The sequence below is a fragment of the Actinoplanes cyaneus genome (assembly GCF_016862095.1).
Classification (GTDB): domain Bacteria; phylum Actinomycetota; class Actinomycetes; order Mycobacteriales; family Micromonosporaceae; genus Actinoplanes; species Actinoplanes cyaneus.
In genome coordinates this window covers 21,933-48,823 of record NZ_BOMH01000038.1, presented here as the reverse complement: position 1 = coordinate 48,823, position 26,891 = coordinate 21,933, and the positions used below count along the sequence as shown (strand labels likewise).

Below are 26,891 nucleotides of genomic sequence, written 5' to 3'. Positions count from 1 at the left end.
GAGCGCAACGGCCGGTCGACGTCGGTCCTCCAACCGACGGGCGACCAGGTGACCCACCCCTGATGCGGTCAATAGAGCATTGACCGTACTCGATGAATTTGTATAAGGTGTGACGTCTTATGTGATGCTGACGACCGCTCGGGGCAGATGGGAGAAGCGTGTGTTCGGCTCGGTCCGGTCCTTCGCCGGGAACCTTCTCGGCGCCCGAAAACCGTTGGGGCTGCTGACTTCGGCGGCCGTTGTCTGCGTCGGTTCGGTGGCCGTGGTCACCGCGCACGCGCCGGCCGCGCACGCCGTCGCGCCGGGAGCTTCGGTGACGCCGCATCGACCCGGCGCCGTCGTCGAGCCGGCCGCGGCCGATGGCGTCTCCGCCGGCAGTGCCGCGCTCACTTCCGTCGATCTTGCCGGAACGTGGAGCTTCACCCCGGCGGGCCGGGCGGCGACGTCGATCAGCGTGCCCGGTGGCGGCTGGTACAAGCAAGGATTCACGGACGTGAACGAGGCGGTGTACTCGCGCAGCATCACCGTGCCGGACTCGGGGCAGCCGCAGTCGACCTGGATCGAGTTCGGCGCCGTCAATCACCAGGCGACACTGTCGGTCGACGGCCGCGTGGTCGCCACCCAGACGACGGCGTTCACCCCGTCGAACTTCGACATCAGCGCGTACGCGGCCCCCGGCACCACCCACACGATCACGGTGAACGTGAAGGGCCGCGGCGCGTTGAAGGCCTCCAACGGCCGGTACCTGGTGCCCGACGCCGCCACGTGGTCCGAGGCGATACCGCAGGGGATCTTCGGGTCCGCGTTCCTGCGGGTGTACCCGGCCGTGTACTTCAGCGACACCTTCGTGCGTACGTCGGTGGAGAACAAGACGTTGAGCTACGACGTGTCGGTGCGTAACACGTCGGGCAGTTCCCGGTCGGTGACGGTGACCGGGTCGCTGTCGTCCACCAGCGGAACGGCTTTCAGCTACCCGGACCTGCCCAGCCGTACGGTCACCGTGGCGGCCCGCTCGACCGCGACAGTGACCGTCGGACCGGTCGCGTGGAACCTCGGCAGCACCTCGTACTGGTGGCCCAACGTGCCGTACCGGCCGGGGTACCGGGCGCAGCTGCACGGGCTCGCGGTGCATGCCGTCACCGATGACGGGCACACCAGCGATGCGACGTACCGGTTCGGGTTCCGGGAGGCCACCCAGAACGGTGACTACTACCACCTCAACGGCGTGCGCGTGAACTTCCGCGGCGACAACCTCCAGGGCGCCGACTACGACCGGATCAACAACGGCGGCAAGGGCGACGCGTACCACACCCTGCCCGGCTTCCTGCCCCCGTCGCCCGGCAACGGTGGCTGGCCGCAGGCGGTGGACAACTACCAGCGGCTGAACTACAACGTGGTGCGCATCCACCAGGAGCCCGCGAGCCCGTACATGCTGGATGTCGCCGACGAGATGGGCCTGATGATCATCGACGAGGTCGCGATTCGCGGCTCCCAGTCCTCGCAGGAGTGGACGGACTCCGTCGGGCGCACCAACATGGTCAACCACGCCCGGGCGCTGGTCCTGCGCGACCGCAACCACCCCGCGGTCATCCGCTGGAGTCAGAACAACGAGCCGAACCAGAGCGGCCAGGATTCCGAACAGTTCGAGAAGGACCTGTACGCGGCGATGAACGGCGCCGACGGCACCCGGCCGATCATTGTCGAGGTGGGCGTCGGCAACAACGTCAGCCTGTATCCCGGGATGACGTACGCCAACTTCGCGGTGATCCCGCACTACGTCGACGGCTTCGGCCGGTACGGGGAGGGTCTGGTCAGCGTGAATGGGCGGCCCGACGGTGAGGGCGAGTTCATCTGGCCGGCATGCAACAACAAGCAGGGCTTCGAGTGGTTCGCCACGGCAACCATGGCCAAGCGCGGCAAGGGCGCCACCGACCTGCGCCCGTACACGCTGCTGTCCGCCTGGGCCGGCGTCGTGCCCGGCGTGCGGTCCACCGACTTCACCCCGGAGGAGGGCGGCCACCCCATCTACGGAGCGGACAACCTGCCCGACCCGTGGAGCAACCCGCAGATCCAGCGCGTGCAGGCGGCGTTCAACCCGGTGGCCGCGGTCGACCTGCCGTACTGGTCCGCCTCCGGCGCCTCGGACTCCAACGGCACCTTCCCGCTGCCGCAGGCGGTCCCCACCTACGCCCGCAACGCCACGGTGACCCGCAACATCACCGTGTTCAACGACGACTTCACCGACACCTCGGTGGGCTTCACCTGGACCGCCCGGCTCGACAGCCCGACCGGCGCGGTCGTCGCGTCCGGCAGCACCACGCTGACCATCCCGCTCGGCTCACGGGTCACCCAGCCGGTGTCCTTCACCGCCCCCGCCACCGGCAGCCGCGTGTACCTGCAGCTGTCGACCGCGAAGTCCGGCAGCACCGTCTTCACCGACGCGGTCGAGTACCTCAATCTCGGTGGCAGCGGCGGAACCGGGCCCGCACCGGGCACCTACCGCATCGTCAACCGCAACAGCGGCAAGCCCCTCGCCATCGTCGGCAACTCCACCGCCGACGGTGCCAAGGCGGTCCAGCAGAGCGGCACCCCCACGTGGACGATCAGCACCACGCAGGACGCCTACACCGTGCGCTACACCGCCTCCGGGAAGGTGCTCGACGTCAACGGCGGCAGCAGCACGCAAGGCCTGCAACTGCAGCAGTGGTCGGCCAACGGCGGAACCAACCAGATGTGGTACCTGCGGCCCACCGGTGACGGCTACTACACCATCGTCAGCCGCACCAGCGGACTGGCAGCCGACGTCAGCGGCGCGGCGACCGGTGACGGGGCGCAGGTCGTGCAGTGGACCACCAACGGCGGGACCAACCAGCAGTGGCAGTTCGTACCCGCCTGAGCTTGTCGTTCAACCGGTTCGGCCGGGCTCGGTGCCGTTCGTCCAGGACTACCGGCACCGGGCCCGCTGAGCGCGGCCGTCGCGGGCCCCGACCGGCTGGTGGCGGCGCCGGACGGCGGCCGAGCGGAGCACGGTGGAAGTTGCGCCCGGCGGAGCGCCGATGGTAGCTGAGAGTTGCGATTCAATTACTCCAGTGATTGCGCATCGCGGTCGGCTTTGCGAAACTGCCTGTGGCGGGCGGTGAGAACGGTTGCCCGAGGCTGTCCGTACGGCTCGTGACAGCACCTGGTCGTCGATGATTCTCCCTCACCTGCCGTTTTCCCCGTCTGTCCACAGTGGACTCAATCGTCCGTGCTCCGCACGGTGGCTGCCGAGCCGGCACAGCCGTCTGCTTTCCAGAATCGGAGATTCGATGCGCGTCGCCCTGCTCACCACAACCCAGCACGGTCACCTGAACCCCTACGTCCCGGCGGTCAATGCGCTCCGGGCCGCCGGCAGCGAGGTCGAGCTGCTGCTGTTGTCCGCCGACGGCGGCGCGCTCGACGAGCGGCGGCGCCAGGCCCTGGGCGAGGTGCGGGTGCACGCGGTCGGGCAGGTCGAGATGGCGCCGTGGAGCGGCGACCCGGCGAAGATCGGCCCGATGCTCCGGTCGTCACCGGTGGCGGACCGGACGGCCGAGGTGATCCGGGCGACGGCGCCGGACTTCGTGCTCGTCGACTCGCTGCCGGTCACGGCGTCGGCCATGGCCGGCACGCAGGCGTCCGGCGTGCCGTACGGGATGATCTGGGCCAACCTCGGTGGGGTGTGCCCGAGCGAGCACCGGCGCGGCCGCTGGGCGTACGACGAGCAGGTCGGCGACTACCTGACCGAGCACGGTGTCCTGTGGTCGAAGCGGACGCATTCGGCGCGTTCGCCGATCCTCAACCTGATGCCGACGATCGCCGCCCTCGTCGGGGACGATGCGGTCACCGACGACGGGGTGGAGCTGGTCGGGCTGCCCGGCGCGCCGGGAACCCGCGGCGACGAGGTCGCCTTCCCCGCCCTGGACCGGCTCGACCCCGGCCGCCCGGTCGTGTACGTCTCCTTCGGCACGATCTTCCACCGGCGGCCGGACCTGCTGCGCACGGTCATCACCGGGGCGGCGGAGACCGGTGCGCAGGTGATCGCCTCGGTGGGCGACCTCGCCGGGGAACTCGCGCTGCCCGACACGGTGATCACCGCCCCGTACCTCCCGCAACGTGAGGTGCTGGAGCGCGCCGACGTGTTCGTCACCCACGGCGGCTACAACTCCGTGGCGGAGTCGATCCGGGCCGGCACACCGATGCTGGTGATCCCGCTGGCCGTGGATCAGCCCGTCCAGGCGTACTTCGTGGGCCGCGCGGGCTTCGGGACAGCGCTGGAGCCGGCCGACGTCACCGGCCAGGCGGTGACCGACGCCGTCGCCGACCTGCTCGATCCCGCCCGGGACTACCGGGCCCGGCTGCGCGCCGCGCAGCCGCAGTGCGGCGATTCCGCCGCGCGCACGGCCGAGCTGGTCATCGGCGCGATCGAGACACTACAGCGAAAGGTGGAGCAGTGACGATCGAACTGCAGCGGCCGGTGGGCGACCGGATCGTGATCGACGACCTCGAACGCCTCTCGTTCCGGGTCGATCGCCGCGCCTACACCGACGAGGACCTCGCCGCGCAGGAGATGACCAGGATCTTCGACCGCTGCTGGCTGTACGTCGGGCACGAGTCGGAGGTGCCCGGACCGGGCTCCTACGTGGCCCGGGACGTCGGCGGGCGCCCGGTGGTCATGGCGCGCGGGTCCGACGGGGTGGTCCGGGTGTTCGCGAACAGCTGCACCCACCGTGGGGCGCTGATCTGCTCGCAGCCGTCCGGGCAGGCCAGGTCGTTCCGGTGCCCGTACCACGACTGGACGTTCTCCAACCAGGGCGACCTGGTCGGGGTCCCGATCCCGGACGGGTACGGGCCGGGCTTCCGGAGGGCGGACTTCGGCCTGGCGCAGCACCGCAGCGAGAGCTACCGCGGTTTCGTGTTCGCCACCTTCGACCCGGAGCAGCCGCGCACCCTGCCGGAGTACCTGGCGGGTGCGACGGAATACCTCGACCTGATCGACGACCAGTCCGAGGTCGGGATGGAGGTGATCCAGGGCGCGCAACTGCACGGTGCCCGGGCGAACTGGAAGCTCATGATGGAGAACAGCGTCGACATCTACCACTTCCGGGCCCTGCACAAGCGGTACGTCGGCTACATGGAGTCGCTGGGGTCGGTGCCACCACGGCGACGGGGCGGCTTCGGCTGCGCCCTCGGGCTGGGGCACGGTGCCAACGAGCTGCCACCGGCGGCGGCCCGCCCGCTCGCGTACTGGACGCCGATGTTCGGCGCCGAGGTCCGGCCGCGGATCGAGGCGACCGCCGCACGGTTCGTCGACCGGTTCGGCCCCGAACGCGCCGAACGGATCACCGGCACCAACCGGGCGGTGCTCATCTTCCCCAACCTGATGATCATCGACGCGATCGCGATCACCATCCGCAAGATCGACCCGGTCGGCGCCGGTCAGATGGCCATCACCTCGGTCGCCCTCGCTCCCAGGGACGAGGACCCGGACATCCGGGAACTGCGCAAGAGCCACTACCTGACGTTCCTCGGCCCGGCCGGCTTCGCCACCCCCGACGACATCGAGATCATCGAGTCGTGCCAGCGGGGCTATCTCAACCGCACGGTGCGCTACTCGGATCTGTCCCGCGGTATGAACAAGGAGATCCCGGAGACGACCGACGAACTTCCCGCCCGCGAGTTCTGGCGGCAGTGGGACCGGCTGATGCACGACGACGACGCTCATCCCGATCTCGCTCGCCGGGCCGGGATGCCGGGGGAGGAACCGCGATGACCATCGAGCTGACGGTCGACGACGCGGCCCGCGTACGGCTGTGGCACCGGGTGAGCCAGTTCCTGTTCCGTGAGGCGCGGCTGCTCGACGAGTGGCGCCTGGTCGAGTGGTACGACGAGATGCTGACCGGCGACATCCGCTACTCGGTGCCGGCCACCGACGTGCGCGGCGAGCCGGCCGGTGCGCTCGGGCTCATCGACGACGATGCCGCCCGGCTGCGCCAGCGGGTCGAGCAACTCCTCAACGGCGAGGTGTGGTGCGAGAACCCCAGGTCGCGGACGAACCGGATGATCAGCAACGTGGAGATCCTGACCGATCGGGGCAGCCACCTCGACGTGGCGGCGAACATGGTCGTGTACCGGTTCGGGCACGGGCGCTCCGATGCGTACGTCGGGAAGTGCCGGTTCGAGCTGGTCGTCGAGGGCGAGTCCTTCCGGATCCGCCGCCGCGTCGTCGTGCTCGACCACGAGACGTTGTACGAGCACGGGAAGCTCAGCATCATCCTGTGACCCGACAGTGACGGCGGCCGGCGCCACCCGTTGCCACAGCCCTGCCGAGCCTGCCTCGATGTGCAGCGGGGCCGCACTGCCGGGCGTCTCCTTCCCGGCGTCGCGGACGCCGGCAACTGTTGCTCAAGAGGGAGTTGATCGATGAATCAGCCGTCCGCCCGGCACGAGCGGGGTGAGGCCATGTTCCAGCAGGTCTTCGGCCGCGAACCGCGTCCGGGCTCCTACCCGGAGTTCCTGGAGCTCACCGTCGACCACCTGTTCGGTGAGATCTGGACCCGCCCGCACCTGAGCGTCGAGGAACGCGAACTGATCGCGCTGAGCGCGGTCGCGCTGGCGCGGACCGATTGGGAACTGCGCGGGCACATCGGTGCCTCACTGCACCTCGGGATGTCCCGGGAGAAGATCATCGAAGTCATCATCCAGCTCGCCTACTACGGTGGCTGGCCGGTCGCCAACAACGGATTGCGGATCGCCCAGGAGGTCTTCGCCGAGCTGGACCGCGCCGCAGGGAAGGACGCCGGCCATGACCGGTGAACCTTCCCCCCTCGACCCGGCCGAGAAGGCCGACCTGTGGCGGCAGCGGTTCTTCGAGGCCCAGGCGGCCGCGGAGGAGTTCATCCTGGGGCAGCACGGCGAGGAGGGCCTGGCCGCGTGGATCCAGGCGAACTCCCGGATCACCGCGGCGCTGTTGCAGAAGCAGCGGCCCGACGGCGTGTCGGCCACCGATCACTTCATGACCAGATTGCAGAGCCAACTGCTGCTGTACGACTCGGCAGTGACCACCGAGCCCCAGCCCTCGGGCACGGTGCTGCGCAACGCCGACTGCGGGATCCTGCGGTACCGCAAGCGGGCCGCCCGCGTCGGCGTCGTCCTGACGTTCACGTCGCCGTGCCCGTACTGCCAGGAACTCAACACCGCCATCGCCACCCGCTACGTGGAACCGGACGTCACGGTGTCGTGCGTCCAGGCGGGCGACGGGTGCACCTGGCGCGCGGAAGCCCCTCACGCCCCCGGGGAGGAGGCGGCCGGTTCGCCGCACCGGGGGCGGGCCGGCGACTGAACCAACGGCAGGACCGTGCGGTCGGTGGCCGGCGACCGGCCGGCCTGCAAGGTCATGCCGAGTTGCCGGCCCACCGCCAGGCACATGTCGGGCGCCGCGGTGCGGATCAGGTCCTGATGATCGTTCTGGGTGACGCACGCCGACGCCACGTTCTTGTTCCGCAGCCGCAGGTACCACGGGAACAGCGCGGCCAGTGCGGGCTCGGTCAGCATCGTGCGCGAGTGCACGATGGTGCCCACCAGCAGGTTGCCGAACGGTCGTTGCCCTGCGTTCATGAAGCTCTTCAGGCGTTCCTGGAAGATCTTCAGCACCGCCGGTACGTTCCCCGCGTACACCGGCATGGCGAGCAGCATCGCCTGCGCGCCCTCGGCCAGCCGGACGACGTGCTGGAAGTCGTCCTCGATCGTGCACCGACCCACCTCGGGGTCCAGGCAGGTGTCCTCGCCCTCGCACATCGCGATGCGGTGGTCGATCAACCGGATCCGCTGGATCTGCGCGTCACCGACCTCACGGACGACGCCGTCGACCGCCGCGTCGAGCAGCGCGTCGGTGAGCGACGGAAGACGTTTCTGGGTGCAGGACAACGCCACGATCTTCATCCGGAGGCCTCCCCAGGTCCGCTGCGCACGACCCGGGGCCGGCCACCCGGCGAAGCCCCCCGTGGCCGCACACCGATGAGATTCAATCTAGTCGATCGGCTTCAGTGGCGCGCCGCCATCGAAGGTCGCTCTCGCGGGATTTGCGCCGAACACCTGACGCCCCCGGGAGCGGCGAGCAGCATGGCGCCGATGCCATCCGCAGCGCTGACCGGCACCGTCCGGCCGACCAGCGCCGCAGGCCGCACTCACGTCTCAGACGGTCACGACAATCTTGCCGAGGGGGTGACGGCGGGCGTAGTCGGTCGCCGCTTCGACACCGTCGGCGAGCGCATATCGGCGGGCGATCGGCGTGGACAGCCGGCCCGCGAGCGCGGCTTCGGCCACGGCCCGGGCGCCGGTGGACTCGTCGCCCATGTGCATCACGTATCCGAGCTCGACGTCGTCGCGTCCGAGCTGCGAAGGATCCGGCGGCGGGAAGACGATCGAGATCAGCCGGCCGCCCGGGCGCAGACTCCGAGCCGCCGACGGCAGGCCGTCGGCGGAGAGCGCCAGATTGAGGACGACGTCGACGTCCTCGGGATAGTCGTCATAACGGGCCGTCCGGCCGGCGCCGAGGCTGCTCAGCAGGTCGGCAGCCTCGGCGGTGCGGGCGGTCGCGACGATCTCGGCGCCGGCCGCCGCCAGCGCCGGGATCAGGGTCAGGCCGACAGCGCCGGTGGCGCCGATGACCAAGACCGTTTCGCCGGGACGGATCTTCGCGGTGTCCATGATGGCCAGCGTGGTGCCACCCGCGATCGGCAGTGCCACCGCCCGCTCCGGGTCCAGAGCGGCCGGGCGGTGGGCCACCGCGGGCGTGTCCGCCTCGAAGACCGCGAACTCGGCCAGCGCTCCGGTGCTCAGCGACGGACGCACGGGGTCGGCCGCGAGGCGCAGCTGACGGGGCAGGGCCAGGCCGAAGACCTCGTCTCCCACGCCGTACTGGCTGACGCCCGGCCCCGCCTCGACGACGGTGCCCGCGAACTCGTTGCCGAGGGTGTAGGGAAACTCCAGATCGACCAGATCGCGGTAGCCGCCGGTGACGACGCGTAGATCAGTGGGGTTGATCGTCGAGGCCGCGATCTTCACCAGTATCTGGCCGGGTCCGGGGCGCGGGACGTCAAGCTCGGCGATCGTGAGTTGCTCGGGTTCCCCGTACCCGGTCGCAACGAGCGCCCGCATGGTGTCGGTTGTCATGCATTCACGCTAGGGAAAGTGGGTGCGGCAGTCGATGCCAGATCAGCTCATATTCTTGTTCAACTGCCTCATCTAGGATGGCTGCGTGGATCTGGTCGCAGACGTGCTCGAGATATCCGGCGTGCGGGGCACCATCGGGGCACGGATCGAGGCGGGCGAGAACTGGTCGGTCCCGGTCGTCGGCTGCACCGCGGCAGTTCTGTACGTGGTCGCCGCGGGCGGCGCCTGGCTCACTCTCCGCGATCGGCCGACGTCGTCGCTGGAACTCGCGACGGGAGACGTGGTGCTGATGCCGGCCGGCCCGCCGCACGTACTCAGCAGCTCGCCCCGGACAGACACCCCGTTCACTGATCCGGCGGCGGCCGCGCGGGCGTACGAGGCCGGGGAAGTGATCCATCTCGGGTCGCCGCCCACCCGGACTCGCATCCTGACCATCAGCTACGAGTGCGACCACACCGTGCGCACCCAGGTCATCGACGCGTTGCCCGAAGTCGTGCACGTGAGGGCGGATCAGGGCGAGACCGGCTTCGACGACACCGTCCGGATGCTCGGGCGGGAACTGAGCCATCCCCGGCTGGCCGGAAGGGCAGTGTTGAACAGTCTGGTCGACATCCTGCTCGTCCAGGTCATGCGGGCCTGGTTGCCCACCCGGCCGGGTCATCAGGGCACCTGGCTCGGCGTGCTCGGCGATCCGCTCGTGCACAGCGCGGTGGAACGTCTGCACGCCGAGCCCGCCCGGCCGTGGACCACGGCGACGCTGGCGTCCACCCTTGCGGTTTCCCGGGCGACCCTGTCCCGTCGCTTTCCGGCGGCCGTCGGGCAGAGCCCCGGCGCCTACCTGACGCAGTGGCGCATGGACCTGGCCGCAGTCCGGCTGCGCAAGACCCAGGACCCGATCGAATCCATCGCCACAGCCGTCGGCTATCAGTCGGTTCCGGCCTTCAGCCGAGCATTCGCCCGCTCTCACGGCACGACACCCGGCCGATTCCGCACCACGGTGAAACGCCACGAGGGCCGCCAGGAGATCTGGCGGCCCTCGTCAAGTGGTTGAGTCAGCTGATCAGGAAGCCGATCAGGGCCCGGTTGACCATGGCCGAGTGGCCGGCGTTGATGCCGTGCTCTGTCGGCGACGAAGGAACCGTCGTGGCCCTCTCTTGCGATCGCGGGACTCACTGCCGCGTGGTTGGTGGGTATCACCGCAGGTGTGGCGTGGATCTTCGGGCTCGGTCTGCAGAGCTGGGCCGATGACCAGGACAACAACGGAGCGCACCAGGCCGGGTTCGAACATGACATGCACCTGGCGACGCACCTGCTGGAGGCGGCGGTCAGGAGGCCGGGGCACGGCGGCGGGCGGCGCGCTCGCGTTGGGCCTGCTCGATGAGGCCGTCGAGGCTGTCCCGGGTCGCTGCCAGTTCCCGCATCTGGCTGTCGATGCGGTCCCGTGCGCCGACCAGCCGCTGCAGTGTCGCGTCGAGGTCGAGGCCGGACGGCCCGCACGGCGGCAGGCCGAGGATCGCGCTGCTGCTCAGGCCGGCGGCGAACAGGCGCTGGATCCACTGGACCCGCTCGACGGCGTCCGGCCCGTACCGGCGGTGACCGCCGGCGCTGCGGAGCGGGGTCAGCAGCCCCTGCTCCTCGTAGTACCGCAGGGCGCGTGTGCTGACGCCGGTCGCCGCGGCCAGGTCCCCGATCTGCACCCGTCGTCCTCCGTGTGATCCTGATGGCCTCGAACTTCACGTCGAGGTGAAGATCAGCGTAGCCACCATCCGGCGCCGCCGGTGAGCCGACGGTAGGAAAACCTTTACCAGTCCGGCCCCGGAGCGGCGCGAGAGAATAGGTCTCATGATCACGAACGAAGCGGGGCTCGGAGCGACGTTGCGTGCCTGGCGTGACCGGCTGACCCCGGTCGCGGTGGGCCTGCCCAGGGGCGGCACCCGCCGGGCCAGCGGGCTGCGCCGTGAGGAGCTCGCCACCCTCGCCGGGATCTCGGTCGACTACGTCGTCCGCCTGGAACAGGGGCGCGTCACGACACCGTCGGCGCAGGTGGTCGCGGCGCTGGCCCGCGCGTTGCAGCTGACCGGCGCCGAGCGCGACCACCTGTATCGGCTGGCGCACCTGGAGCCACCGGCGGACGGCGAGATCTCGCACCACATCCCGCCCGGCATGAACCGGGTGCTGGCCCGGCTCGGTGACGCCGCCGTCGGGGTGTTCGCCGCCGACTGGCAGCTGATCTGGTGGAACCGTGCGTGGGCGGCGCTGCTCGGCGATCCGTCGTCGACACCGCCGGCGTTGCGCAACTTCGCGCGGGACACCTTCCCGGTCGACGACCGGGGCCCGCGGCTGGCGCAGTGGCCGGTCGTCTCGCAGGACGGTGACGCGGTGGAGGCCGCCGTCGTCTCGGACCTGCGCCGCGCCACCGGCCGCTTCCCCCGCGACCGGGGCCTGGCCCGTCTCATCAAGGATCTGACCCTGGGCAACGAGCGTTTCGCGGAGCTGTGGAAGGCGGGGGCGGTCGGCGCCCACCGGGAGGATCACAAGGTCGTCGCGCATCCGATGGTCGGTCCGATCGAGGTCGACTGCGATGTCATGCGCGACGGTGACGAGGACCTGAAGACCGTCATCCTGACCGCGGCGCCCGGCACCGACGACGACACGAAGATGCGGCTGGCGCTGGTGGCCGGTGTCCCCGAGCCCGCCTACGACTGACCGCCCGGGAATCCGCCGGCTCAGCGCGCGGCGTCGGCGGGTGCCTGCCGGGACAACGGGAGGCTGACGCGGAAGGTGCTGCCGACGCCGGGCCGGCTGGTCACCGTGACGTGACCGTCGTGCGCCTCGGCCAGCTTGCGGACGATCGCCAGCCCCAGTCCGCTGCCGCCGGTCGACCGGCTGCGCGAGGAGTCCGTACGCCAGAAGCGGTCGAAGATCTTCTCGAGGTCGCCGGGGGCGATGCCGACGCCGGTGTCGGCCACCTCGACGACCAGGCCTGACGCGGCCACGGCGGTGCGGACCTGGACCAGGCCGCCGGGGTCGGTGTGCCGGATCGCGTTGGCGACCAGGTTGCCGACGAGCTGGCGCAGGCGCACCGGGTCGGCCGACATCTGCAGGTCGGCGGTGAAGTCGGTGGACAGCGTGACGCCGTGCTCGTCGGCGACACCGCGGTGCGCGTCGACGACCTGGGTGAGGACGTCGTTGACGTAGACGAACTCGGGGTGCAGCCGCAGCGATCCGCTGTCCGCGGCCGCCAGGTCACGCAGGTCCTCGACGATGCGCTGCAGCAGCGCGGTCTCGTCGGCGAGCACGTCCAGCAGTTGCGAGTCGGTCGGCGCCATGCCGTCCTGGGCGGCCTCGATCCAGCTGCGGATGTTGGTCAGCGGCGTACGCAGCTCGTGGGCGAGGTCGTTGACCAGCGCCTGCCGCTGAGCTTCCAGGGTCTCCCGGCGGCGGGTCAGGTCGTTGAGGGCGATCGCCAGGTAGCCGATCTCGTCGCGGGTGCCGACCGGGACCTGTCTCTGCTGGTCGACCGGCTGGCGGGCGTGCTCGGTGAGCCGGCGCAGCGGACGGACCAGGCGCAGCCCGGCCAGCACGGTGACCGCCACGGCGACCGCCAGCACGAGACCGGTCCCGCCGGCGATGCGCAGCAGATTGGGGCGGGTGAGGCTGATCGGCGGCGGCGCCGGCCCCCTGTCGGCGTCGGTGATGAACAGCAGGGCCGGCGGGGCGACATAGGCGGCGAGCTGCACCTGCCGTGCCGATTGCAGGCACTCCTGGACGTCGTCGAGGCTGACGCCGCGGGGGAGGGGCCGGCCCATCGGCAGGATCTCGAACTGCGGGCTGATGCGGAAGTACGTGGCGGTCGGCACCTGCAGGCACGTGTCCATCAGCTTCGTCAGGGCGCGCAGCGCCTTCTCCTCGGTCGGGGTCGGCGCAAGAATGTCCTTGTTCCGGCAGGTGCCGTCGACGGCGCCCGGCAGGGTAATCACGGGACGGCCGCTGGGCAGGTGAACGATCCTGGCATTGATGTTGCCGCGCAGGCATCGCAGGTCGCGCTCGGCGTACCCGTCGAGTTCCCGGCGCTCGGCCGCGGTGAGCCGGTACGGTCCGACGACGCGGGCGTCGATGGCGGTGGTCCGGCTGCCGTCGACGCGTAACGGGTCGACGGTGGCGGACGGCTGTGCCGCGCGCAGGTCCGGCCCGCCCGGCGCCGAGTCGGCGATCACCTGGCGGTCCCGGGTCAGCAGGGTCACCCGGTGGCCGGTGCGTTGGCTCAGCTCGGCGACTGTCGTGGTGACGTCGTCCCAGGCGGTGTGCGTGGCGGCGTACCCGATGAGGGTGTCGTAGATCTGGGTGTCGCCGGTGATCGTGCGGTCCTGCTGCCGCTCGATGGCCCGAGTCGTCGAGCGGACCGTCAACCACGCGGTGGCCGTGATCGCCGCGACCGCGATCAGGATCGAGGTGGCGAGCAGACGCGTGATCAGGCTGCGGCGCAGCGGCACGTCAGTGCCCATCGGCGCCCGCCGGGCCGAGAGCGGGATCGGTGAGTTTGTAGCCGAGCCCGTACACCGACAGCAGCCGCCGCGGATGTCGCGGATCGGCTTCGATCTTGCGGCGCAGGTTCAACACGTGGGTGTCGACCGCCCGGTTGGTGGAGTCACGGTCCGAGCCCTGGGCCGTCTCCAGCAGCTGGGCGCGGGAGAAGACCCGGTCCGGCCGGCCGGCCATCACCGCCAGGATCGCGAACTCGGCCGGGGTGCAGCTGACCTGCTCACCGCCGGCGAGAACGGTGCGCCGGGACACGTCGACCCGCAGGTCACCGACGTGCAGCACGGTGTCGTCGGTCCGGACCCGGTCGACGCGGCGCAGCAGGGTGCGCACCCGGGCCACCAGCTCGCGCGGACTGTACGGCTTGGTCAGGTAGTCGTCGGCGCCCAGGTCCAGCCCGAGCAGCAGGTCGTCCTCGCCGGCCCGGGCGGTGAGCATCAGCACCAGCACCGACGACTCGCGGCGCAGGATCCGGCACACGTTCAGGCCGTCCAGACCGGGCATCATGACGTCGAGGACGACGAGATCCGGGCGCAGCCGCCGCGCCTCGGTGAGCGCGTCGCGCCCGTTGTGGACGACGAAGAGCCGGTGACCCTCGGCACGCAGATAGCGGCCGACGATGTCGGCCTGCCGGCGGTTGTCCTCCGCGACAAGAATGTGGGCGCACACGCGACGGACTATAGGTCGGCCGCGGTCACCGCCGACGATTCCCTTGACATTTGCCCGACAATCGCGGCCGGGGCCGACTGCCCCGGCCGCGGCCGTCACTGTCACTTCAGCGTCGAGTAGTAATCCGCGAATGCCTCGCGTTCACAGTCGTCCAGAAGATGGCTCTTGCTCCGGCTGGGCAACCCGTCCACCAGTGCCGGGGCGCCGTCCTGCACCACCGCCTTGATGCCGTGGTCGTTGAGGCACTTGACGTTCGCCCGGACATGGTCGTCGAAGGCGGGATCGAGACGCCGCGCCCGGTCGAACGGTGACTCGGGCTCCTTCGCCGCGCAGTTCTTCTCGATCCGCTCCACCACGCCCGGCCCCAGGTCGAAATCGTCGAGATTGCTGGGATAGCCGCCGTTCGGGCCCTTCATCCCGTCCTGCTTCGGGAAGCCGTTCTCCCACATGCAGTCGACGTAGATGTCGCGCAGCCGGACCTTCTCCTCCTCCGAGGCGTCCTCCCGGATCAGCGGCCTCTCCGCGGAGGTGGCCCGGGCCGTGGCGGTGGGAGTGCCGGCGGCAGGACTTTGCAGGCTGGCGACGCCGGGCGCACTGGACGACGCGTCGTCGTTGCCGGCGCCGCAGCCCCCGATCAGGCCGAGAACGAGCGCCGCGGTGATCAGCGGAGCCGCCCGAGGTGCCGCCCTGCGCGAGCGGTGCGAGTCGGTGATGAACATGGCGCTGATCCTCACCGGACAATGTCAGCAACCTGTCGAGACGCGGGACAGGCCCCGAACCTGTGCGGCATCAGAGCCCGCCGTACGGGTATAGGGCTGATCATGAGTGATGTCGATCCCGAGAAGTACAGCGAAAGCACCACCGAGAACGAGCCGGCCTCCGCCGCCGGGCAGCACCGCGCCCAGGAGCACCCCGTGCAGGAGGCGCACGGCGGCAGCATGGCGCCCGGGCAGGTGGACGACACCGGTCACCGCACGTCCGAACCGCTGCCCGGCGAACTCGGCTGACACGTCCGTACGGCAGAGTGGCGGTTTGGGGTGATCGGCGATGGTATGCCGGGCGTGCGCGCGGGTACGTCCCAGGAATGAACGACGCACAGGACCGATACCCGCAGAACGATCCCGACCGTGCCGAGGGCCTGATCAGTGACGCCCAGGGCGAGTTCGTCCGGGAGCATCCCGGCGGCGCGTTCGACCCGCGCGCGTTCCGTCCCGGCCGGCCCGCCGCGCCCGCGGAGCCGGCCGGCCAGGATCAACCTGCGGGCGAGCCGCCGATGACCGGAGACCGGATGGCGCCGCCCGGGGGAGAGGCCGCGAAAGCCGACCGGTCCGGGAATCGTTGAGGTCGCGGTTCCTGTTGCCGTTGCCCCGGTGCAGCAGCTCGCGGTCACGCAGCGACGCCGCCACGCGGTCATGACGGGACCGTCGCGTGAGGAGCACCGCCGCATCATGTCACCGGATGGCTCCTCGAAACACCGACGAGCGATTCTTCGGTACGGCTCCACACCGCCCGCAGCGTCGACAGCCTTCGAGCGCAGCTATCCCCATTCACGCTGGTGGCGGGGTAGAAGAGCAAGCACCGCGGCGCAGCTTCCGGCTGGCTTTCACGGTGGTTGTCGCGGCCGCCTCACCACGGTGAACGCCAGCCGGGAGCGCGCTGGTTCCGTCCGGGGGAGAGGCCGCGACGGCCACCGTGGAAACAGCCGTCCGGAGCCGGGCGTCGCGTGCTCAGCTGCCTCGTGCAGTAAGGCGGTGGTGTCCTGCGGATTGTTCGGGCCCCAGGCGGCGCGCACCCTCGTGCGTACGCCCGAAGTCCCTCCGTGTCTAAGCGCGGAGGCCCGTCAGCAGGCGGTTGATGTCGGTTCGGGCCGCGGTGAGGGCTTGCTCCGGTGCCGGGGACTCGGCAATCGTCGTGGCTGCCTCGCAGAGGGCGCCGATCACCAGCCGGGTACGCATGGTGTCGTCGCCCGCCGCCAGGTCGCCCGCCTCCCGGAGCCGCCTGAACGCGTCTCGTAGGAGGCCCGCGGCGTGCCGGTCCTCGATGTTGCGGATGGTGGCGCGGTCGAGGACTCGGGGGCCGTCGACGACCACGATGCGTTGCCGGTGCGGCTCCGCGACGGCGGTCAGGAATTGCGCCACCCCGGCTTCCAGGCGCTGCCAGGCGGTGGGGGCGGCGGCAGCGACGGCGGTGGCCGTCCGGGCGGCGATGCGCTCGTGCGCGTCGGTGTAGACGGCCAGGAACAGTCCCTGTTTACCGCCGAAGTGATGGTAGACCGCGCCCTTGGTCAGCCCGGCGGCTTCCGCCACGGCATCGACGGAGACACGGTCGTAGCCGACGGCGCCGAAGGCCGCGGTCGCGTGCGTGAGCAGCTCGGAGGTGGTGCCGGCGGATCGCTCGGCCTGACTGCGGCGGGACGGCATGAGGTTTCTCCGATTGACATCTGTCCGGACACTGCTGAAGATGCATACTACAAGTACGTACCTTGAGTATGTAACTGGAGGTCATCATGGAGCAGTTCGTCGACCGGTGGGCCGCGTTCTGGCAGGCCCCTGACCCGGCCCGGGTGGGGGAGCTCGCCGCGGGCGACATCGAGCTGAGGTATCCCGGGCTGCCCGAGCCGCTGCGCGGCATCGAAGCATGGCGAGAGCGGGTGGCGTCGATCGTGCGGCGTTTCCCGGACGTGCGGCTTGCCGTCACCGCGTACGCCGCGGCCGGTGATCTGTGGTTCGTGAGCTGGCGCGGCACCGCCACCGCTGACGGGCATCCGATCGCGTGGGAAGGCATCGACCGGATGCGCCTGCGTGACGGCCTGGTCGTCGACTCGATGGTCGCGTTCGACACCGCCGGCCTTCGAGCCGCAGCCTGACCGGCGGGGCGTGCGTCACCGGCTCTGCGGATCGTCCGCCTCGCGGTCCGTGGGCTGACCGGTCTCGCGGCGCCACAGCCAGGCGGTGAGCTGGGCGGTCGCCCGGTCGCGGTGACGGCGGTACGTGTTGAACGACAGGTGCAGCGTGACGGCGATCCGCGCCTGGGTGGTGGCCGGCTGCAGGAACGTCCTGGTCATCAGCTCGCGCAGGTCCGCCTCCAGAGCGCCGATGCCCGCCTCCAGCAACTCCCGCAGGGTCTCGGCGGGCGGGCGACCGTCCCGCGCGGGCCGGCGGATCATCCGCGAGCGCAGCAACGGGTTGTCCTGCAGCAGACGCGGGGTGTGCAGGTGGCGCAGGGCGGATCGCACCGCGTCGGTGAACTCGGCCTCGGAGAGCACCGGCGCGTCGTCGTGCTCGCCGGCCGGGCTCGTCACCGGCATGCCGATCTGGCGGGCGTGCAGGGCCCGCGCCCACTCCTGGGCATCGGCGCGGCGCCAGTCGCGGGCGAACACCGCGTACGAGAGGTCACCGATCTCGTATTCCGCGCCGGTGGCCGGGTGGAAGCCGAGGAACTCCATGGCCGGGCCCCACCACGGCCCGTCCTGCCAGGCGCCGGCCAGGGTCCAGGCGAGGTCGTCACGCATCAGCAGGATGTCGAGCATCTGGCGGGCGAGGAACAGCGTCATCGACGGCGACGGGCGCTGCCCGTGCTCGCGGTCGAGGAAGAACCGCCAGGCCCGCAGTCGTTCACCGGGCCGCAGCGGTCCCTGCTTGGCCGGGTACCGCCACATGGCGTCGACGCCCGGGTCGGCGCCCAGGTCGGCCTCCGTCACGTCCAGGCCGGCGGCGTACCCGCGCAGCTCACCGTCGCCCGTACGGAAGATGTGGAACGCCTCGGGGGAGCGGCGCATCCAGTGCGCCACCAGCCGCGCCTGCTCCGGGCCCTGCCAGGCGGCCGTCATGGCGACGACGGCCTCCGCGTCGCCGTCGCGCAGCCCGTCCGCGTACGCCTGCATGGTCGGCGGCAGCCCGTTCAGAGCGCGAACCGAGTAACGGGCGCCGTTAAGGACGATCATGCGCGCCACCACTTCGAGTTGCTCCCGCACGCCCGCGACGGCCCGGACACGGTCCTGGAAGGCGGTCAGCTTGCGGCGCGACATCTCCGCGTACCGCTGCGGGTCACGCCAGCGCAGGTCGGCGTCGAGGACGTCCCGGACCACGTCGTGCGGGTACAGCCCGTACGGGCTCTCCTCGATGAACGTCAGCCCGCGCAGCCAGGCGAACAGCTCGCCGGCGTCGTCGCCGACCATCGAGCGCAGATAGTCCTCGGTGGTGGCCGGCACCGGCACGCACGCCTCCAGCGCTGCCCGGTGCCGCGGGCTCGGCGTCTGGGCGAGCAGCCGCGACACCAGGGCTTCCAGCACGTCGGGCACGTCGCGCAGGCTGCGCGGGGTGGCACCCCGGCGCACGGCGTCCGCCAGCAGGGACAGGATGAGCGGATGCCCGCGGCTGATCGACAGCAGCGACTCGTGCACCGGCGGCGCGATGCCCTGGGCGGCCAGGTAGGCGTGTCCGTCGCTGCTCGTCAGGTTGTCCAGCTCCACGACGCGCAGCACCTCGCGCCAGGCCGGGTCGGCACGCCATCCCGGCCGGGGCGCCCGCCGACCGGCGATCACCACGAGACAGGTCGCCGGCAGCGAGGGCAGATACCGCTCACGGATCCAGTCGTCGAGAGGCTCCAGCAGCTCGTACGTGTCGATGAGCAGCACCGGGCGGTCCTCGCCCGCGGGCACCGGCAGTGCGTCCGGCCCGAGCGTCAGGTGCCGGGCGTCGACCCGTACCGGCAAGCGGTCTGTCTCTGCCGTGAGATGCGCGAACATGTCCAGGAGGGCGGTCTTGCCCACCCCGCCGGGCCCGTGCACGAAGAGCACACCGGGCCCGGTCAACGCCTCGCGGAACACGGCCAACTCGGCGTCGCGACCCACGAACGAACGGCGCCGCAGTACGTCAAGGGTCTCCGCGAGCCGCGTCATGCCCCGACCCTAGCGACCGGTCGCGACCGGGCCGCGTGGGCACCGGACGGGCACCGGGATGGGCAGCCGGCAGCACCCGGACCGGCCACGATGGGCGCATGTCAGACTTTCCGACCAACTGGGGTCGCTGGGGCGACGGCGACGAGCTCGGCGCCGTCAACCTCATCACCGACGAGGTACGTGCCCGGGGCGCCGCCGAGGCCCGCACCGGCATCACCGTGTCGATCGCCCGGGTCACCACCCCGTTCCCGCTGACCGGCGGTCCGATGGCGTCCACCTCGGCGGCCACGACCGCGGTGCAGACCGCGATGCTGTTCACCGGCTTCGGCGCCCCGGCGATGGCCGAGGTGATGATCGTGACCACCCACCACCCGGAGGTCACCCACCTCGACGCCATGGGGCACTGGATCGAAGGGGGCAGGGTCTACCCGGGCGTCGACGCGGCCGACAGCTCCGGCCCCACCGGGGTGCGGCACGGCGCCGCGGACGTCTACGCCGACGGCATCCTCACCCGCGGCGTCCTGCTCGACCTCGCCCCCGGCGGCCGGCTGGACCCGGGCCACCCGGTGACCGGCGCGGACCTGGACGCGGCCGCGGCCCGCGCCGGCATCGAGGTGCTGCCCGGCGACGCCCTGGTGGTCCGCGGCGGCTGGAGCCTGATCAACGCCGGCGGCCAGGCGCTGCCGGGGATGACGCTCGACGCGGTCCGCTGGATGCACGAGCACGGGATCTCCGTCTACGCAGGCGACATCGGTGACGCCCGCCCGCCACTGCCCGGCGAGGTGCCCGGCGCGCTGCACCGCTTCGCCCTGGGGCGGCTGGCCATCCCGCTGATCGACGCCGCCGACCCGGAAGAGCTGGCGAAGGTGTGCGCACGGCTGGGCCGGTGGACGTTCCAGTTCGTGATCGCCGCGCCCCGGATCGCCGGAACGACCGGACTGCCGGTGAACCCGCTCGCGGTCTTCTGACCGGGGTCCGCCTCCTCCACTGCCGGCGTGCCGAGTCCGAGATCCGACGTCGATGTGTCCGCACGCGGGATTGTCCACCCTCCTGGGCGTGCTGAGACTGGCGGGTGCAACCGCTGACTCGCCTTGGACGGAGTGGTCCCGTGGTCGAGCCCATCTCATCCGTAGTCGTGACCAAGCTCGTCGAAGCTGCCGCCAAGTTCGTGTCCGACTACGCCGTGGAACGCGCGAAGGTCGCCGCTGCCGTGACGCAGCGACGCGAGGAGCTGGCGTTCGAGCGCGAGAGGCGGCACGAGGACGCGGCCGGCGCCGAACGGCTGGAGCGGATGCGACTGGCGGCTGATGCCGAGGCGGGCCGCATGGCCGCGCTGAGGGACCGGCTGCGTGACGCCGAGCAGCGCCTCCACGAGACGTACCCGGTGCGGGACGGGCCGGGTACGCTGCGCACCACACTGCTCCAGACCGGGTCGGAGCACAGCCCGCTGGTCGTCCTGTTGGCGCTGCCGCAGAGCGACGCCGACAATCCGAGCTGGAACGGGCTGAGGCTGCGCGTACATGCCGAACTGATGCAATACCAGAACCAGGGGTTGATCCGGATCCGTATGCCGGAACGTCCCTTCCAATGGCCGCACGCCGCCCTGTACGAGTACGACCTCGCCGGCATCCCCACGCTCGTCCTGCAGATCGCCGTCGACCGCCGGTATCTCAGCGTCTACCTCGGCGGATGCGATCTGCGCGTGCCCGGGTTGCAGGAGAACATGCGCATCTACGGCATGCGGGCCTCGTCAAAGGAGGACTGGACCGAGGTCGAGGTCACGCAGATCAACGCCACCTCCACCACCGGCCAGCGGTTCCGGCTGCGGCGGCCGGAGGACGAGGAGGACCTGCGGGAGCTCGATCACGAACTGGCGAGCCGCGCCATCAGCCTGGTCGTCGCGACCGCCATCGACGCGTTCTACCTCATGCACCGGGAGGCGTACGCCGAGCAGATCGACAACGCCATCACCGGCGCGAGCCTGGTGGCCGACGACTGGCCCGCCGACCTGTCGATGGACCTGGACCTGGTCGTGGACCCGGCGTACCACCTCATGCACTCGGCCGGGCGGCACCTCCGGCGCGGAAATCCCGACGCAGCCGTACGCGACCTGCGCCGGGCCTGCGTGGTCCTGCTCGGCGCGCCGGTGCCGGACGAGACGGACACGGCGACCGTGCTGCGCCGCGCCGTCCTGAGCACGGCCCCCCGAGAGCACCACCGCACCAAGCTCTACGAGGTGGTCACGAAGCTGCCGGAGTCGTACGCCCCCCGTGCCGAGCTGTTCTATGCGATCACGACGCCGGCCCCCGCACCCGTTGCCCTCCCGCCCGAGCCGGCCCCGCCGGTGCGCCCGGTGCGGACCCCGCCGATGAACCGTCCGGCGGCGACGCCGGGCTATCCCCACTGGACCGAGCGGAACCGCCGCAGCCCTCTGGACGACGACTAACCGACTGCTCCGGATCGAGGCATCCATGCAGATCGTCATGTTGGGTCACACCAACGCCGGCAAGACCAGCTACATGTCCGCGATGTACCGCACGATGGCCCTCGAAGGCATCGGCGGGTTCCGCGTCCGGGCCAAGAACGAGCGGGCCCATCAGCAACTGCTCACCGCGGGGACCGGCCTGCTGCGGGGCACCTACCCGGCGCCGTCGGACCGGCGGCACGAGTACACCCTCACGCTGCGCCACGCGGCCAGCCCGCTGATCGACTTCACGTGGAAGGACCACCGCGGCGGGGCCCTGCGCGACCGCAGCACCGTCGACGACACCCGCGAGCTGCTCGAGGACCTGACCGGTGCGGATGCCATCGTGCTGTTCCTCGACTCGGTCGACCTGCAGAACAGCGAGGCCGCCCGCCGCAAGATCCGTAACCTGACCACCGTCGTGTTCCAGGCGCTGGAGAACCGAACGGGCACCACGCCCATCGTCATCGCTCTCACGAAGTGCGACCTCATCGACGAGTCCAGGATCGACCGGATGCTCGAGCCGTTCGGCTCCTTCATCCAGGCGATCAGGCAGCAGCAGTACGTCATCGGCACGCTCGTGCCCATGGCGTGCGGGCCGGAACCCCGCAACGTCGACGTCCCGGTGCTGTTCTGCCTCTACTTCGGGGTCCGCCACCATGCCGACGCCATGGTCGCGAACCTGAACGAGGCGGCGGCGAGCGCCCGCCGGTTCGCGGCCCGCGACACCGCGTACGACAGGTGGATCAACGGCAGGCTGCGGGGCGAGAAGACCAACCGTGAACTGGCCGCCGACGCGTACCTGAAGGCCGAACGGGAGTATCGCCGGCTCGAGCCGATGCTCCGGCCGATCCAGCAACTCGAGCACCTGCTCGGCCCGATCGAGATCTTCTGAGGAGCGATCATGGCGGACGCAATTCCGGCGATCCAGGTGACGATGCTCGGCGGCACGGGTAGCGGCAAGACGACGTACCTCGTCGGCATGTACGCCCACCTCTCCGCCGGCCTGGGCAACTTCTTCCTGCACGCCGACAACCGGGACGTCGACCTCGACCTCGCCTCGGCCTGGGACGCGATGATCGAGGACGGCCTGCTGCCGCAGCCGACCACGGAGGAGGGCGGCCTGCAGGTCTTCGACTTCACCTTCCGGTACGGCGTCGATCCGCTGCTGCGCCTCAACTGGGTCGACTACCGTGGCGGCGTGATCCGGGACCGGGACTCCTCCAAGCAGGATGTGTCGCAGTTGGTCGCCCGGCTCGGCGAGACCGACAGCGTGTACATCACCCTCGACGGCGCGCTGCTCGCCGACGTCCTCGAGAAGAAGCCGGCCGCCGAGACGAAACTGCAGAGCGCGATCGGCCGGTACGCGCGGACCCTGGGCGAGATTGCCGACCAGCGCGACACGCAGAACCTCATCCCGCCGTCGGTCGTCCTGCTGATCACCAAGGGCGACCTGCTGCGGTCGCTGCTCCCCGGGGACGTGGCGCAGCGTGAGCGCCAGGCCCGCGAGTGGGCGCAGAAACTGCTGCCGCAGGTGTTCCGCCACGACTGGGACGTCGCGGTCTGCATCGTGAGCATCGGCCGGATCGGGCGTCTCACGTCGTCCCGGGTGGATCCGGGCGAGCTCGCCCCGTTCCGGATCGACCGGCCGATGGTGTTCTCGCTCTACTCCTACTACCGGCGGGCAGCCATCGCGTTCGCTGCCATTGCCGGGAAGGCCGAACAGGAGACCGCGGATCACCAGCGCACGCGCGACGATTCCCGGCGTACGCTGCTGGGCCGGCTGCTCAACGGCAAACAGCAGCAGCAGCTGGATGCCCGGATGGGCGACCTGCGCCGCTATCATGACGTGATGGAGGGCCTGGCCGCCGAATGCCGCCTGCGCTGCGACATCCTGGCCGACGAGCTGCTCGACACCCCGATGTACATCGAGGGCGCATGGACGGCGGTTCGATGAACGTCATCGAGTGGTACCCGATCGTCTACGGCCGGACCCGGCGCGCTGACCGCTGGTGGCGGGTTCTGCCGGATGGTCCCGACCCGGAGTGGATCAGGTCGGCCGTGCGAGCGACCGTTCACGGCGGACGCGGGCTGCCGCACGGTCCGCGCTTCGCCCTCGCCCAGGACGGTCGTCACCGGCTCGTCGGCGTGGCCTGCCAGGCGGCCATGCTGAGCGCCACGATGAACTCGGACGGTCAGCGCGACCTCTACTGCTTCGTCGGCTGGGTGGGGGAGCAGCGCATCGTGCAGCCGCCACGCGGTCCCTCGATCGAGGCTCTGGAACGCGGGTACGTGCCGTGGGCGTCGCCCGTCTACGAACACTGGATGGGTCGCGACTGGGATCTGCACGACAGCCAGGTCGGCGAGCCCCGGCGTCCCGATGGCGTTCCGCCGCCGTGGCAACCGGCGGACGAGGACCCCATCCAGGAGACGGCGTGGCGGTTCGACCCGGCGGTCCGGTACGGGTGGCCGACGAGTCAGCGGTCCGTCCCGTGGGACCTCGCTCGGGCCGACCGGCGCCCGGTGACCGTCGTCGTGGGTTTCCCCTCGGCGCGCGACGTGCCGGTGGAGCCTCCGATGCTGGTCGCCGTCGCCGACATCACGTCGCCGACGCCGCTGGATGCCCGGCCGCCCGCGGCTGCGCCGCCCGCGGCGCAGCCCCCAGAGGCTGCGCCCCCGCGGTCCGGGCCGCACCGATCCGCGCCGTCGGAGCCGCGACGGATGCAGCGTTCCACCGACCCGGCCGAGCCGGGCTCCACGGAAGATCCGTGGGCGATGGTCAAGCGACGGATCCCGCCCGCGCCGCCGGCCGCCGCGCCCCCGGCGGCACAGCCGGGGCCTGCGGCACCGCACCCCACCGAGCTCCCGCGCCCGGAAGCGGGCGGACACCCGGCGCGGAAGGGCTCGTTCCGGGGCCGGCTGCGCACCATGTTCACCCAGCTGGCCGGCTCCGGCTACGAGGCGGACGAGGATCCGCACGCCACACGCTCCGACGGCCCGCCCGAACGGGAACGCGGGCCGCAACCGCTGGGCGGACCAGGGACCGGCGACGGGGAGCGGCGGCCGGCCACCACCGATGAGCCGTGGCGGGCGGAGTCCGAGGCGCCCCGCCCGACCGGCGCGGACCGTCCACCGGGGACGAACGAGGACGACATCGCGCAGCACTGAGCCAGCCCGCCCGCGCGTCGGACAGCCCGCGACGTTCGAGCCGGGTCTGCTGCGCATCGGTGAGCAACTGATGCCGCTGGAGAGCGGCCGAGTAGGTGAGGATCGGGCTGTGTTCGTTTCCTTCCGGGAGTCGGATCATCACGGCGTCGAAGGCAGGCTTCTCGCGGAAGGTTGGACGCCGTGCGGCGCGGGGGACTGGGCGATCGTGTTGCGGTCGCCGGACGGCACGAGAGCCGCGCGGATCAGTCCGTTCGACCCGACCGGCCCCTACACCGCGGCGCTGTACCGACAGGCCGGGCACACGCGACAGGTTCCCGAGCTGTTCTCGCACGATCGGCTGGCCGGCGGCGGCGACCTGCAGGTGATGGAATGGCTGCAGCCGGTCGCTGAGGACGAGGCTGTCGCTTTCCACCGGGCGATCGCAAACGGAACCCCCGAGGTCGCCGAACTGGTGGACGTCGTACGCCGGATCCACGAACAGGCTCGGCAGGACCTGCCATGGTGCGGACCTCTGGACCACAATCCGGCCAACGTCATGCGCGCCGCGGACGGGCGGCTCGTCGTCGTCGACCTTTTCTACGCCGATGGCCCGGCCCTGTATGCAACCGCTGCCACGGACCCCGATCTGGTCGTCGCCAAGATCCCGGAAGCCGAGCGGCGATTCATGACCGAGATTCCGCTGGCCGCCTCCGGCCCGTGGGAGCCGGAATTGCGGGCCGCGATGCGTGCCGGGCTCGCGACGGCTGACTCCCGCAAGCGCCACGGTACGACCTGATCGGCACCTTCGGCAGCGCCTTTCAGCGGCAGATGAGCGTGGCTGATCATCGCATCGGCAGAACGGGACGAACGGGCGGGTCGCTCCGGCAGGCAGGCGAATCGCAGGCACCGCGCGCGGATGTCGAGCCTGGCACTCGTTGCCTCGAAAACCTCGAGGTGGGCGGCCTCGTCAGGTCAGGTGGCCGACGAGGCCGCGGCAGGGGCTGGATGCGATCACGCTGAGGGCGTTCGGGTCGATGCTCCAATCGGCGGCGACCCGCATGACGTCGTCCTGGTCGGCCCACTTGCCGCCCGGTTCCGTCGCTGAGAAGCCAAGTTCGATCTCCACCGGTGTGGGCGTGCCCGTCTCCTCACACGATTCGCTGGTCTCGCTGCAGTAGACGTGGCGGAGGAGCCGCTCGTCGACGGCGAGCGCCCACTCGGCGTAGTCGGAGACCCGATGGTTTCCGAAGTACTGCACTTCGGTGCCGAGCAGGCCACTGAGCGACGCCACGGAGGAGCCGTCGAACCTGCACCCCGCGTTGACCACGAAGATCCACCCACCGGCCGGCGGGGAGACGAAAACCCGATCGCCGGCGGCGGCTTCCACGCCCTCGTCCCAGCCGGCCTCCCTGCCGCCGGTCACACCGATCGCGGCGGCGACCTGTTCGACGGTGCTGCCCCGTATTGCCAGCCAGGTCTTCTTGATGCCGAAGCTCGCCCCGGCGGAGGTGCCGGGAGGCAAGTGCTCGACCGGAAGATCCGCGATCATCCGTACGGCTTCGGATGTGGCACATGTCGGTCCTCGCCGCACTCGCGGACTTCGGCCCGCACGCTCAGCGGGACCTGAGTGACCGCTTGAGCATCGACCCCAGCGACATGGCCAAGGTGATCGACCAGCTCGCGGGGACGGGCCACGTCGGGCGGGCCCGCGACGACGCCGACCGCCGGCGCGTGCTGGTCACCATCACGCTGAGCGGGCGCGAACTGCTGGCGCAGTTGCTGAAGGAAACCGCGGCGGTCGACGACATCGTGCTCAGCGGTCTCACTCCATCGGAACGGGAGCAGCTCCACGGGTTGCTGCTCAAGGTATTCACCGCCGCGCGGCCTCAATCCTGAACCTGCTGGCCGGAGGCGTCGGCCGCCGGATGCGGTCATGGCGTGCGGCGCAGGCGATGTGCGGTGCGGAGATGCGGCCCTACC

At 70.9% G+C, this 26,891-nt stretch carries 27 protein-coding genes; 18 read left to right on the top strand and 9 right to left on the bottom strand.

Annotated elements, in window-relative coordinates; translation table 11 throughout:
- Positions 1 to 256: 256 nt before the first annotated feature.
- The 6 genes from Acy02nite_RS25340 (at position 257) to Acy02nite_RS25315 (ending at position 7,360) form a co-directional block, all read left to right on the top strand.
- Positions 257 to 2,896 carry an RICIN domain-containing protein gene (locus tag Acy02nite_RS25340; protein WP_239175194.1) on the top strand — a complete coding sequence of 880 codons (2,640 nt, stop codon included), beginning with the start codon at positions 257 to 259 and terminating at the stop codon, positions 2,894 to 2,896.
- 412 nt (positions 2,897 to 3,308) lie between these two features.
- Entirely contained in the window at positions 3,309 to 4,475 is a 1,167-nt protein-coding gene (locus Acy02nite_RS25335; protein WP_203744758.1) for a nucleotide disphospho-sugar-binding domain-containing protein, read from the top strand.
- Entirely contained in the window at positions 4,472 to 5,791 is a 1,320-nt protein-coding gene (locus tag Acy02nite_RS25330; RefSeq protein WP_239175192.1) for an aromatic ring-hydroxylating oxygenase subunit alpha, read from the top strand. Before Acy02nite_RS25335 ends, Acy02nite_RS25330 begins: the two co-directional genes overlap by 4 nt.
- Complete coding sequence (locus Acy02nite_RS25325; RefSeq protein WP_203744754.1) at positions 5,788 to 6,300, top strand: aromatic-ring-hydroxylating dioxygenase subunit beta; 513 nt, start codon at positions 5,788 to 5,790, stop codon at positions 6,298 to 6,300. Before Acy02nite_RS25330 ends, Acy02nite_RS25325 begins: the two co-directional genes overlap by 4 nt.
- Before the next feature lie 141 nt (positions 6,301 to 6,441).
- Positions 6,442 to 6,834 carry a carboxymuconolactone decarboxylase family protein gene (locus Acy02nite_RS25320; protein WP_203744752.1) on the top strand — a complete coding sequence of 131 codons (393 nt, stop codon included), beginning with the start codon at positions 6,442 to 6,444 and terminating at the stop codon, positions 6,832 to 6,834.
- Positions 6,824 to 7,360: a hypothetical protein gene (locus tag Acy02nite_RS25315; protein ID WP_203744750.1), complete on the top strand. Its 537-nt coding sequence runs from the start codon at positions 6,824 to 6,826 to the stop codon at positions 7,358 to 7,360. The genes Acy02nite_RS25320 and Acy02nite_RS25315 overlap by 11 nt, the downstream gene beginning before the upstream one ends.
- Here the strand turns inward: Acy02nite_RS25315 and Acy02nite_RS25310 are convergent.
- Both Acy02nite_RS25310 and Acy02nite_RS25305 read right to left on the bottom strand, forming a co-directional pair.
- The gene (locus Acy02nite_RS25310; RefSeq protein WP_203744748.1) at positions 7,303 to 7,959 is read right to left on the bottom strand and encodes a flavodoxin family protein; all 657 of its coding nucleotides are present in this window, start codon (positions 7,957 to 7,959) and stop codon (positions 7,303 to 7,305) included. The genes Acy02nite_RS25315 and Acy02nite_RS25310 overlap by 58 nt on opposite strands.
- A 252-nt stretch (positions 7,960 to 8,211) precedes the next feature.
- On the bottom strand, positions 8,212 to 9,192 hold the full coding sequence (locus Acy02nite_RS25305; RefSeq protein WP_239175190.1) for a quinone oxidoreductase family protein: 981 nt from the start codon (positions 9,190 to 9,192) through the stop codon (positions 8,212 to 8,214).
- Between the two features lie 85 nt (positions 9,193 to 9,277).
- On the opposite strand from Acy02nite_RS25305, the gene Acy02nite_RS25300 reads away from it, so the two are divergent.
- Complete coding sequence (locus Acy02nite_RS25300; RefSeq protein WP_203744746.1) at positions 9,278 to 10,243, top strand: AraC family transcriptional regulator; 966 nt, start codon at positions 9,278 to 9,280, stop codon at positions 10,241 to 10,243.
- A gap of 274 nt (positions 10,244 to 10,517) precedes the next feature.
- On the opposite strand, the gene Acy02nite_RS25295 is transcribed toward Acy02nite_RS25300, so the two are convergent.
- A complete protein-coding gene (locus Acy02nite_RS25295; protein ID WP_203744744.1) occupies positions 10,518 to 10,889 on the bottom strand; it encodes a MerR family transcriptional regulator in 372 nt (123 codons plus the stop codon).
- Positions 10,890 to 11,034: 145 nt separating this feature from the next.
- On the opposite strand from Acy02nite_RS25295, the gene Acy02nite_RS25290 reads away from it, so the two are divergent.
- Positions 11,035 to 11,898, top strand: a complete 864-nt coding sequence (locus Acy02nite_RS25290; RefSeq protein ID WP_203744742.1) for a helix-turn-helix transcriptional regulator — start codon at positions 11,035 to 11,037, stop codon at positions 11,896 to 11,898.
- A gap of 20 nt (positions 11,899 to 11,918) precedes the next feature.
- Here the strand turns inward: Acy02nite_RS25290 and Acy02nite_RS25285 are convergent, their stop codons facing one another.
- From Acy02nite_RS25285 to Acy02nite_RS25275, 3 genes are all read right to left on the bottom strand, one after another.
- Positions 11,919 to 13,697: a sensor histidine kinase gene (locus Acy02nite_RS25285; protein ID WP_203744740.1), complete on the bottom strand. Its 1,779-nt coding sequence runs from the start codon at positions 13,695 to 13,697 to the stop codon at positions 11,919 to 11,921.
- Entirely contained in the window at positions 13,687 to 14,400 is a 714-nt protein-coding gene (locus Acy02nite_RS25280; RefSeq protein WP_203744738.1) for a response regulator, read from the bottom strand. Before Acy02nite_RS25280 ends, Acy02nite_RS25285 begins: the two co-directional genes overlap by 11 nt.
- 101 nt (positions 14,401 to 14,501) lie before the next feature.
- On the bottom strand, positions 14,502 to 15,119 hold the full coding sequence (locus tag Acy02nite_RS25275; RefSeq protein ID WP_203744736.1) for a hypothetical protein: 618 nt from the start codon (positions 15,117 to 15,119) through the stop codon (positions 14,502 to 14,504).
- Between the two features lie 102 nt (positions 15,120 to 15,221).
- Between Acy02nite_RS25275 and Acy02nite_RS25270 the strand changes: the two genes are divergently transcribed.
- Both Acy02nite_RS25270 and Acy02nite_RS25265 read left to right on the top strand, forming a co-directional pair.
- Positions 15,222 to 15,407 (top strand): hypothetical protein, encoded by a 186-nt coding sequence (locus Acy02nite_RS25270; protein WP_203744734.1) that lies wholly within the window; start codon positions 15,222 to 15,224, stop codon positions 15,405 to 15,407.
- 77 nt (positions 15,408 to 15,484) lie between these two features.
- Complete coding sequence (locus Acy02nite_RS25265) at positions 15,485 to 15,742, top strand: hypothetical protein (RefSeq protein WP_203744732.1); 258 nt, start codon at positions 15,485 to 15,487, stop codon at positions 15,740 to 15,742.
- Between the two features lie 481 nt (positions 15,743 to 16,223).
- Here the strand turns inward: Acy02nite_RS25265 and Acy02nite_RS25260 are convergent, their stop codons facing one another.
- The gene (locus Acy02nite_RS25260; RefSeq protein ID WP_203744730.1) at positions 16,224 to 16,820 is read right to left on the bottom strand and encodes a TetR/AcrR family transcriptional regulator; all 597 of its coding nucleotides are present in this window, start codon (positions 16,818 to 16,820) and stop codon (positions 16,224 to 16,226) included.
- 86 nt (positions 16,821 to 16,906) lie between these two features.
- Between Acy02nite_RS25260 and Acy02nite_RS25255 the strand changes: the two genes are divergently transcribed.
- A complete protein-coding gene (locus Acy02nite_RS25255; RefSeq protein WP_203744728.1) occupies positions 16,907 to 17,266 on the top strand; it encodes a nuclear transport factor 2 family protein in 360 nt (119 codons plus the stop codon).
- A 15-nt stretch (positions 17,267 to 17,281) separates the two neighbouring features.
- On the opposite strand, the gene Acy02nite_RS25250 is transcribed toward Acy02nite_RS25255, so the two are convergent.
- Entirely contained in the window at positions 17,282 to 19,300 is a 2,019-nt protein-coding gene (locus Acy02nite_RS25250; protein ID WP_203744726.1) for an ATP-binding protein, read from the bottom strand.
- A gap of 98 nt (positions 19,301 to 19,398) precedes the next feature.
- Between Acy02nite_RS25250 and Acy02nite_RS25245 the strand changes: the two genes are divergently transcribed.
- From Acy02nite_RS25245 to Acy02nite_RS25220, 6 genes are all read left to right on the top strand, one after another.
- Positions 19,399 to 20,268 (top strand): cyclase family protein, encoded by an 870-nt coding sequence (locus tag Acy02nite_RS25245; RefSeq protein ID WP_203744724.1) that lies wholly within the window; start codon positions 19,399 to 19,401, stop codon positions 20,266 to 20,268.
- A gap of 167 nt (positions 20,269 to 20,435) precedes the next feature.
- Complete coding sequence (locus Acy02nite_RS25240) at positions 20,436 to 21,746, top strand: hypothetical protein (RefSeq protein WP_203744722.1); 1,311 nt, start codon at positions 20,436 to 20,438, stop codon at positions 21,744 to 21,746.
- A 25-nt stretch (positions 21,747 to 21,771) separates the two neighbouring features.
- Positions 21,772 to 22,659: a TRAFAC clade GTPase domain-containing protein gene (locus tag Acy02nite_RS25235; protein ID WP_203744720.1), complete on the top strand. Its 888-nt coding sequence runs from the start codon at positions 21,772 to 21,774 to the stop codon at positions 22,657 to 22,659.
- Between the two features lie 9 nt (positions 22,660 to 22,668).
- The gene (locus Acy02nite_RS25230; protein WP_203744718.1) at positions 22,669 to 23,721 is read left to right on the top strand and encodes a TRAFAC clade GTPase domain-containing protein; all 1,053 of its coding nucleotides are present in this window, start codon (positions 22,669 to 22,671) and stop codon (positions 23,719 to 23,721) included.
- The gene (locus Acy02nite_RS25225) at positions 23,718 to 24,932 is read left to right on the top strand and encodes a hypothetical protein (protein WP_203744716.1); all 1,215 of its coding nucleotides are present in this window, start codon (positions 23,718 to 23,720) and stop codon (positions 24,930 to 24,932) included. Before Acy02nite_RS25230 ends, Acy02nite_RS25225 begins: the two co-directional genes overlap by 4 nt.
- Positions 24,933 to 25,002: 70 nt before the next feature.
- Complete coding sequence (locus Acy02nite_RS25220) at positions 25,003 to 25,707, top strand: hypothetical protein (RefSeq protein ID WP_203744714.1); 705 nt, start codon at positions 25,003 to 25,005, stop codon at positions 25,705 to 25,707.
- A gap of 171 nt (positions 25,708 to 25,878) precedes the next feature.
- Here the strand turns inward: Acy02nite_RS25220 and Acy02nite_RS25215 are convergent, their stop codons facing one another.
- Positions 25,879 to 26,460 (bottom strand): hypothetical protein, encoded by a 582-nt coding sequence (locus Acy02nite_RS25215; protein ID WP_203744712.1) that lies wholly within the window; start codon positions 26,458 to 26,460, stop codon positions 25,879 to 25,881.
- Between the two features lie 23 nt (positions 26,461 to 26,483).
- Between Acy02nite_RS25215 and Acy02nite_RS25210 the strand changes: the two genes are divergently transcribed.
- Complete coding sequence (locus tag Acy02nite_RS25210) at positions 26,484 to 26,807, top strand: MarR family winged helix-turn-helix transcriptional regulator (RefSeq protein ID WP_203744710.1); 324 nt, start codon at positions 26,484 to 26,486, stop codon at positions 26,805 to 26,807.
- Positions 26,808 to 26,891: the final 84 nt, after the last annotated feature.

Bases quoted from the DNA above. Each gene is read 5' to 3' on its own strand.
- Acy02nite_RS25235 (WP_203744720.1), top strand. From the start codon at position 21,772: ATGCAGATCGTCATGTTGGGTCACACCAACGCCGGCAAGACCAGCTAC.
- Acy02nite_RS25325 (WP_203744754.1), top strand. From the start codon at position 5,788: ATGACCATCGAGCTGACGGTCGACGACGCGGCCCGCGTACGGCTGTGG.
- Acy02nite_RS25210 (WP_203744710.1), top strand. From the start codon at position 26,484: ATGTCGGTCCTCGCCGCACTCGCGGACTTCGGCCCGCACGCTCAGCGG.
- Acy02nite_RS25220 (WP_203744714.1), top strand. From the start codon at position 25,003: ATGCCGCTGGAGAGCGGCCGAGTAGGTGAGGATCGGGCTGTGTTCGTT.
- Acy02nite_RS25270 (WP_203744734.1), top strand. From the start codon at position 15,222: ATGAGTGATGTCGATCCCGAGAAGTACAGCGAAAGCACCACCGAGAAC.
- Acy02nite_RS25310 (WP_203744748.1), bottom strand. From the start codon at position 7,959: ATGAAGATCGTGGCGTTGTCCTGCACCCAGAAACGTCTTCCGTCGCTC.
- Acy02nite_RS25230 (WP_203744718.1), top strand. From the start codon at position 22,669: ATGGCGGACGCAATTCCGGCGATCCAGGTGACGATGCTCGGCGGCACG.
- Acy02nite_RS25260 (WP_203744730.1), bottom strand. From the start codon at position 16,820: ATGCCGTCCCGCCGCAGTCAGGCCGAGCGATCCGCCGGCACCACCTCC.
- Acy02nite_RS25225 (WP_203744716.1), top strand. From the start codon at position 23,718: ATGAACGTCATCGAGTGGTACCCGATCGTCTACGGCCGGACCCGGCGC.
- Acy02nite_RS25320 (WP_203744752.1), top strand. From the start codon at position 6,442: ATGAATCAGCCGTCCGCCCGGCACGAGCGGGGTGAGGCCATGTTCCAG.
- Acy02nite_RS25255 (WP_203744728.1), top strand. From the start codon at position 16,907: ATGGAGCAGTTCGTCGACCGGTGGGCCGCGTTCTGGCAGGCCCCTGAC.
- Acy02nite_RS25245 (WP_203744724.1), top strand. From the start codon at position 19,399: ATGTCAGACTTTCCGACCAACTGGGGTCGCTGGGGCGACGGCGACGAG.
- Acy02nite_RS25215 (WP_203744712.1), bottom strand. From the start codon at position 26,460: ATGATCGCGGATCTTCCGGTCGAGCACTTGCCTCCCGGCACCTCCGCC.
- Acy02nite_RS25305 (WP_239175190.1), bottom strand. From the start codon at position 9,192: ATGACAACCGACACCATGCGGGCGCTCGTTGCGACCGGGTACGGGGAA.
- Acy02nite_RS25265 (WP_203744732.1), top strand. From the start codon at position 15,485: ATGAACGACGCACAGGACCGATACCCGCAGAACGATCCCGACCGTGCC.
- Acy02nite_RS25275 (WP_203744736.1), bottom strand. From the start codon at position 15,119: ATGTTCATCACCGACTCGCACCGCTCGCGCAGGGCGGCACCTCGGGCG.
- Acy02nite_RS25335 (WP_203744758.1), top strand. From the start codon at position 3,309: ATGCGCGTCGCCCTGCTCACCACAACCCAGCACGGTCACCTGAACCCC.
- Acy02nite_RS25250 (WP_203744726.1), bottom strand. From the start codon at position 19,300: ATGACGCGGCTCGCGGAGACCCTTGACGTACTGCGGCGCCGTTCGTTC.
- Acy02nite_RS25315 (WP_203744750.1), top strand. From the start codon at position 6,824: ATGACCGGTGAACCTTCCCCCCTCGACCCGGCCGAGAAGGCCGACCTG.
- Acy02nite_RS25290 (WP_203744742.1), top strand. From the start codon at position 11,035: ATGATCACGAACGAAGCGGGGCTCGGAGCGACGTTGCGTGCCTGGCGT.
- Acy02nite_RS25285 (WP_203744740.1), bottom strand. From the start codon at position 13,697: ATGGGCACTGACGTGCCGCTGCGCCGCAGCCTGATCACGCGTCTGCTC.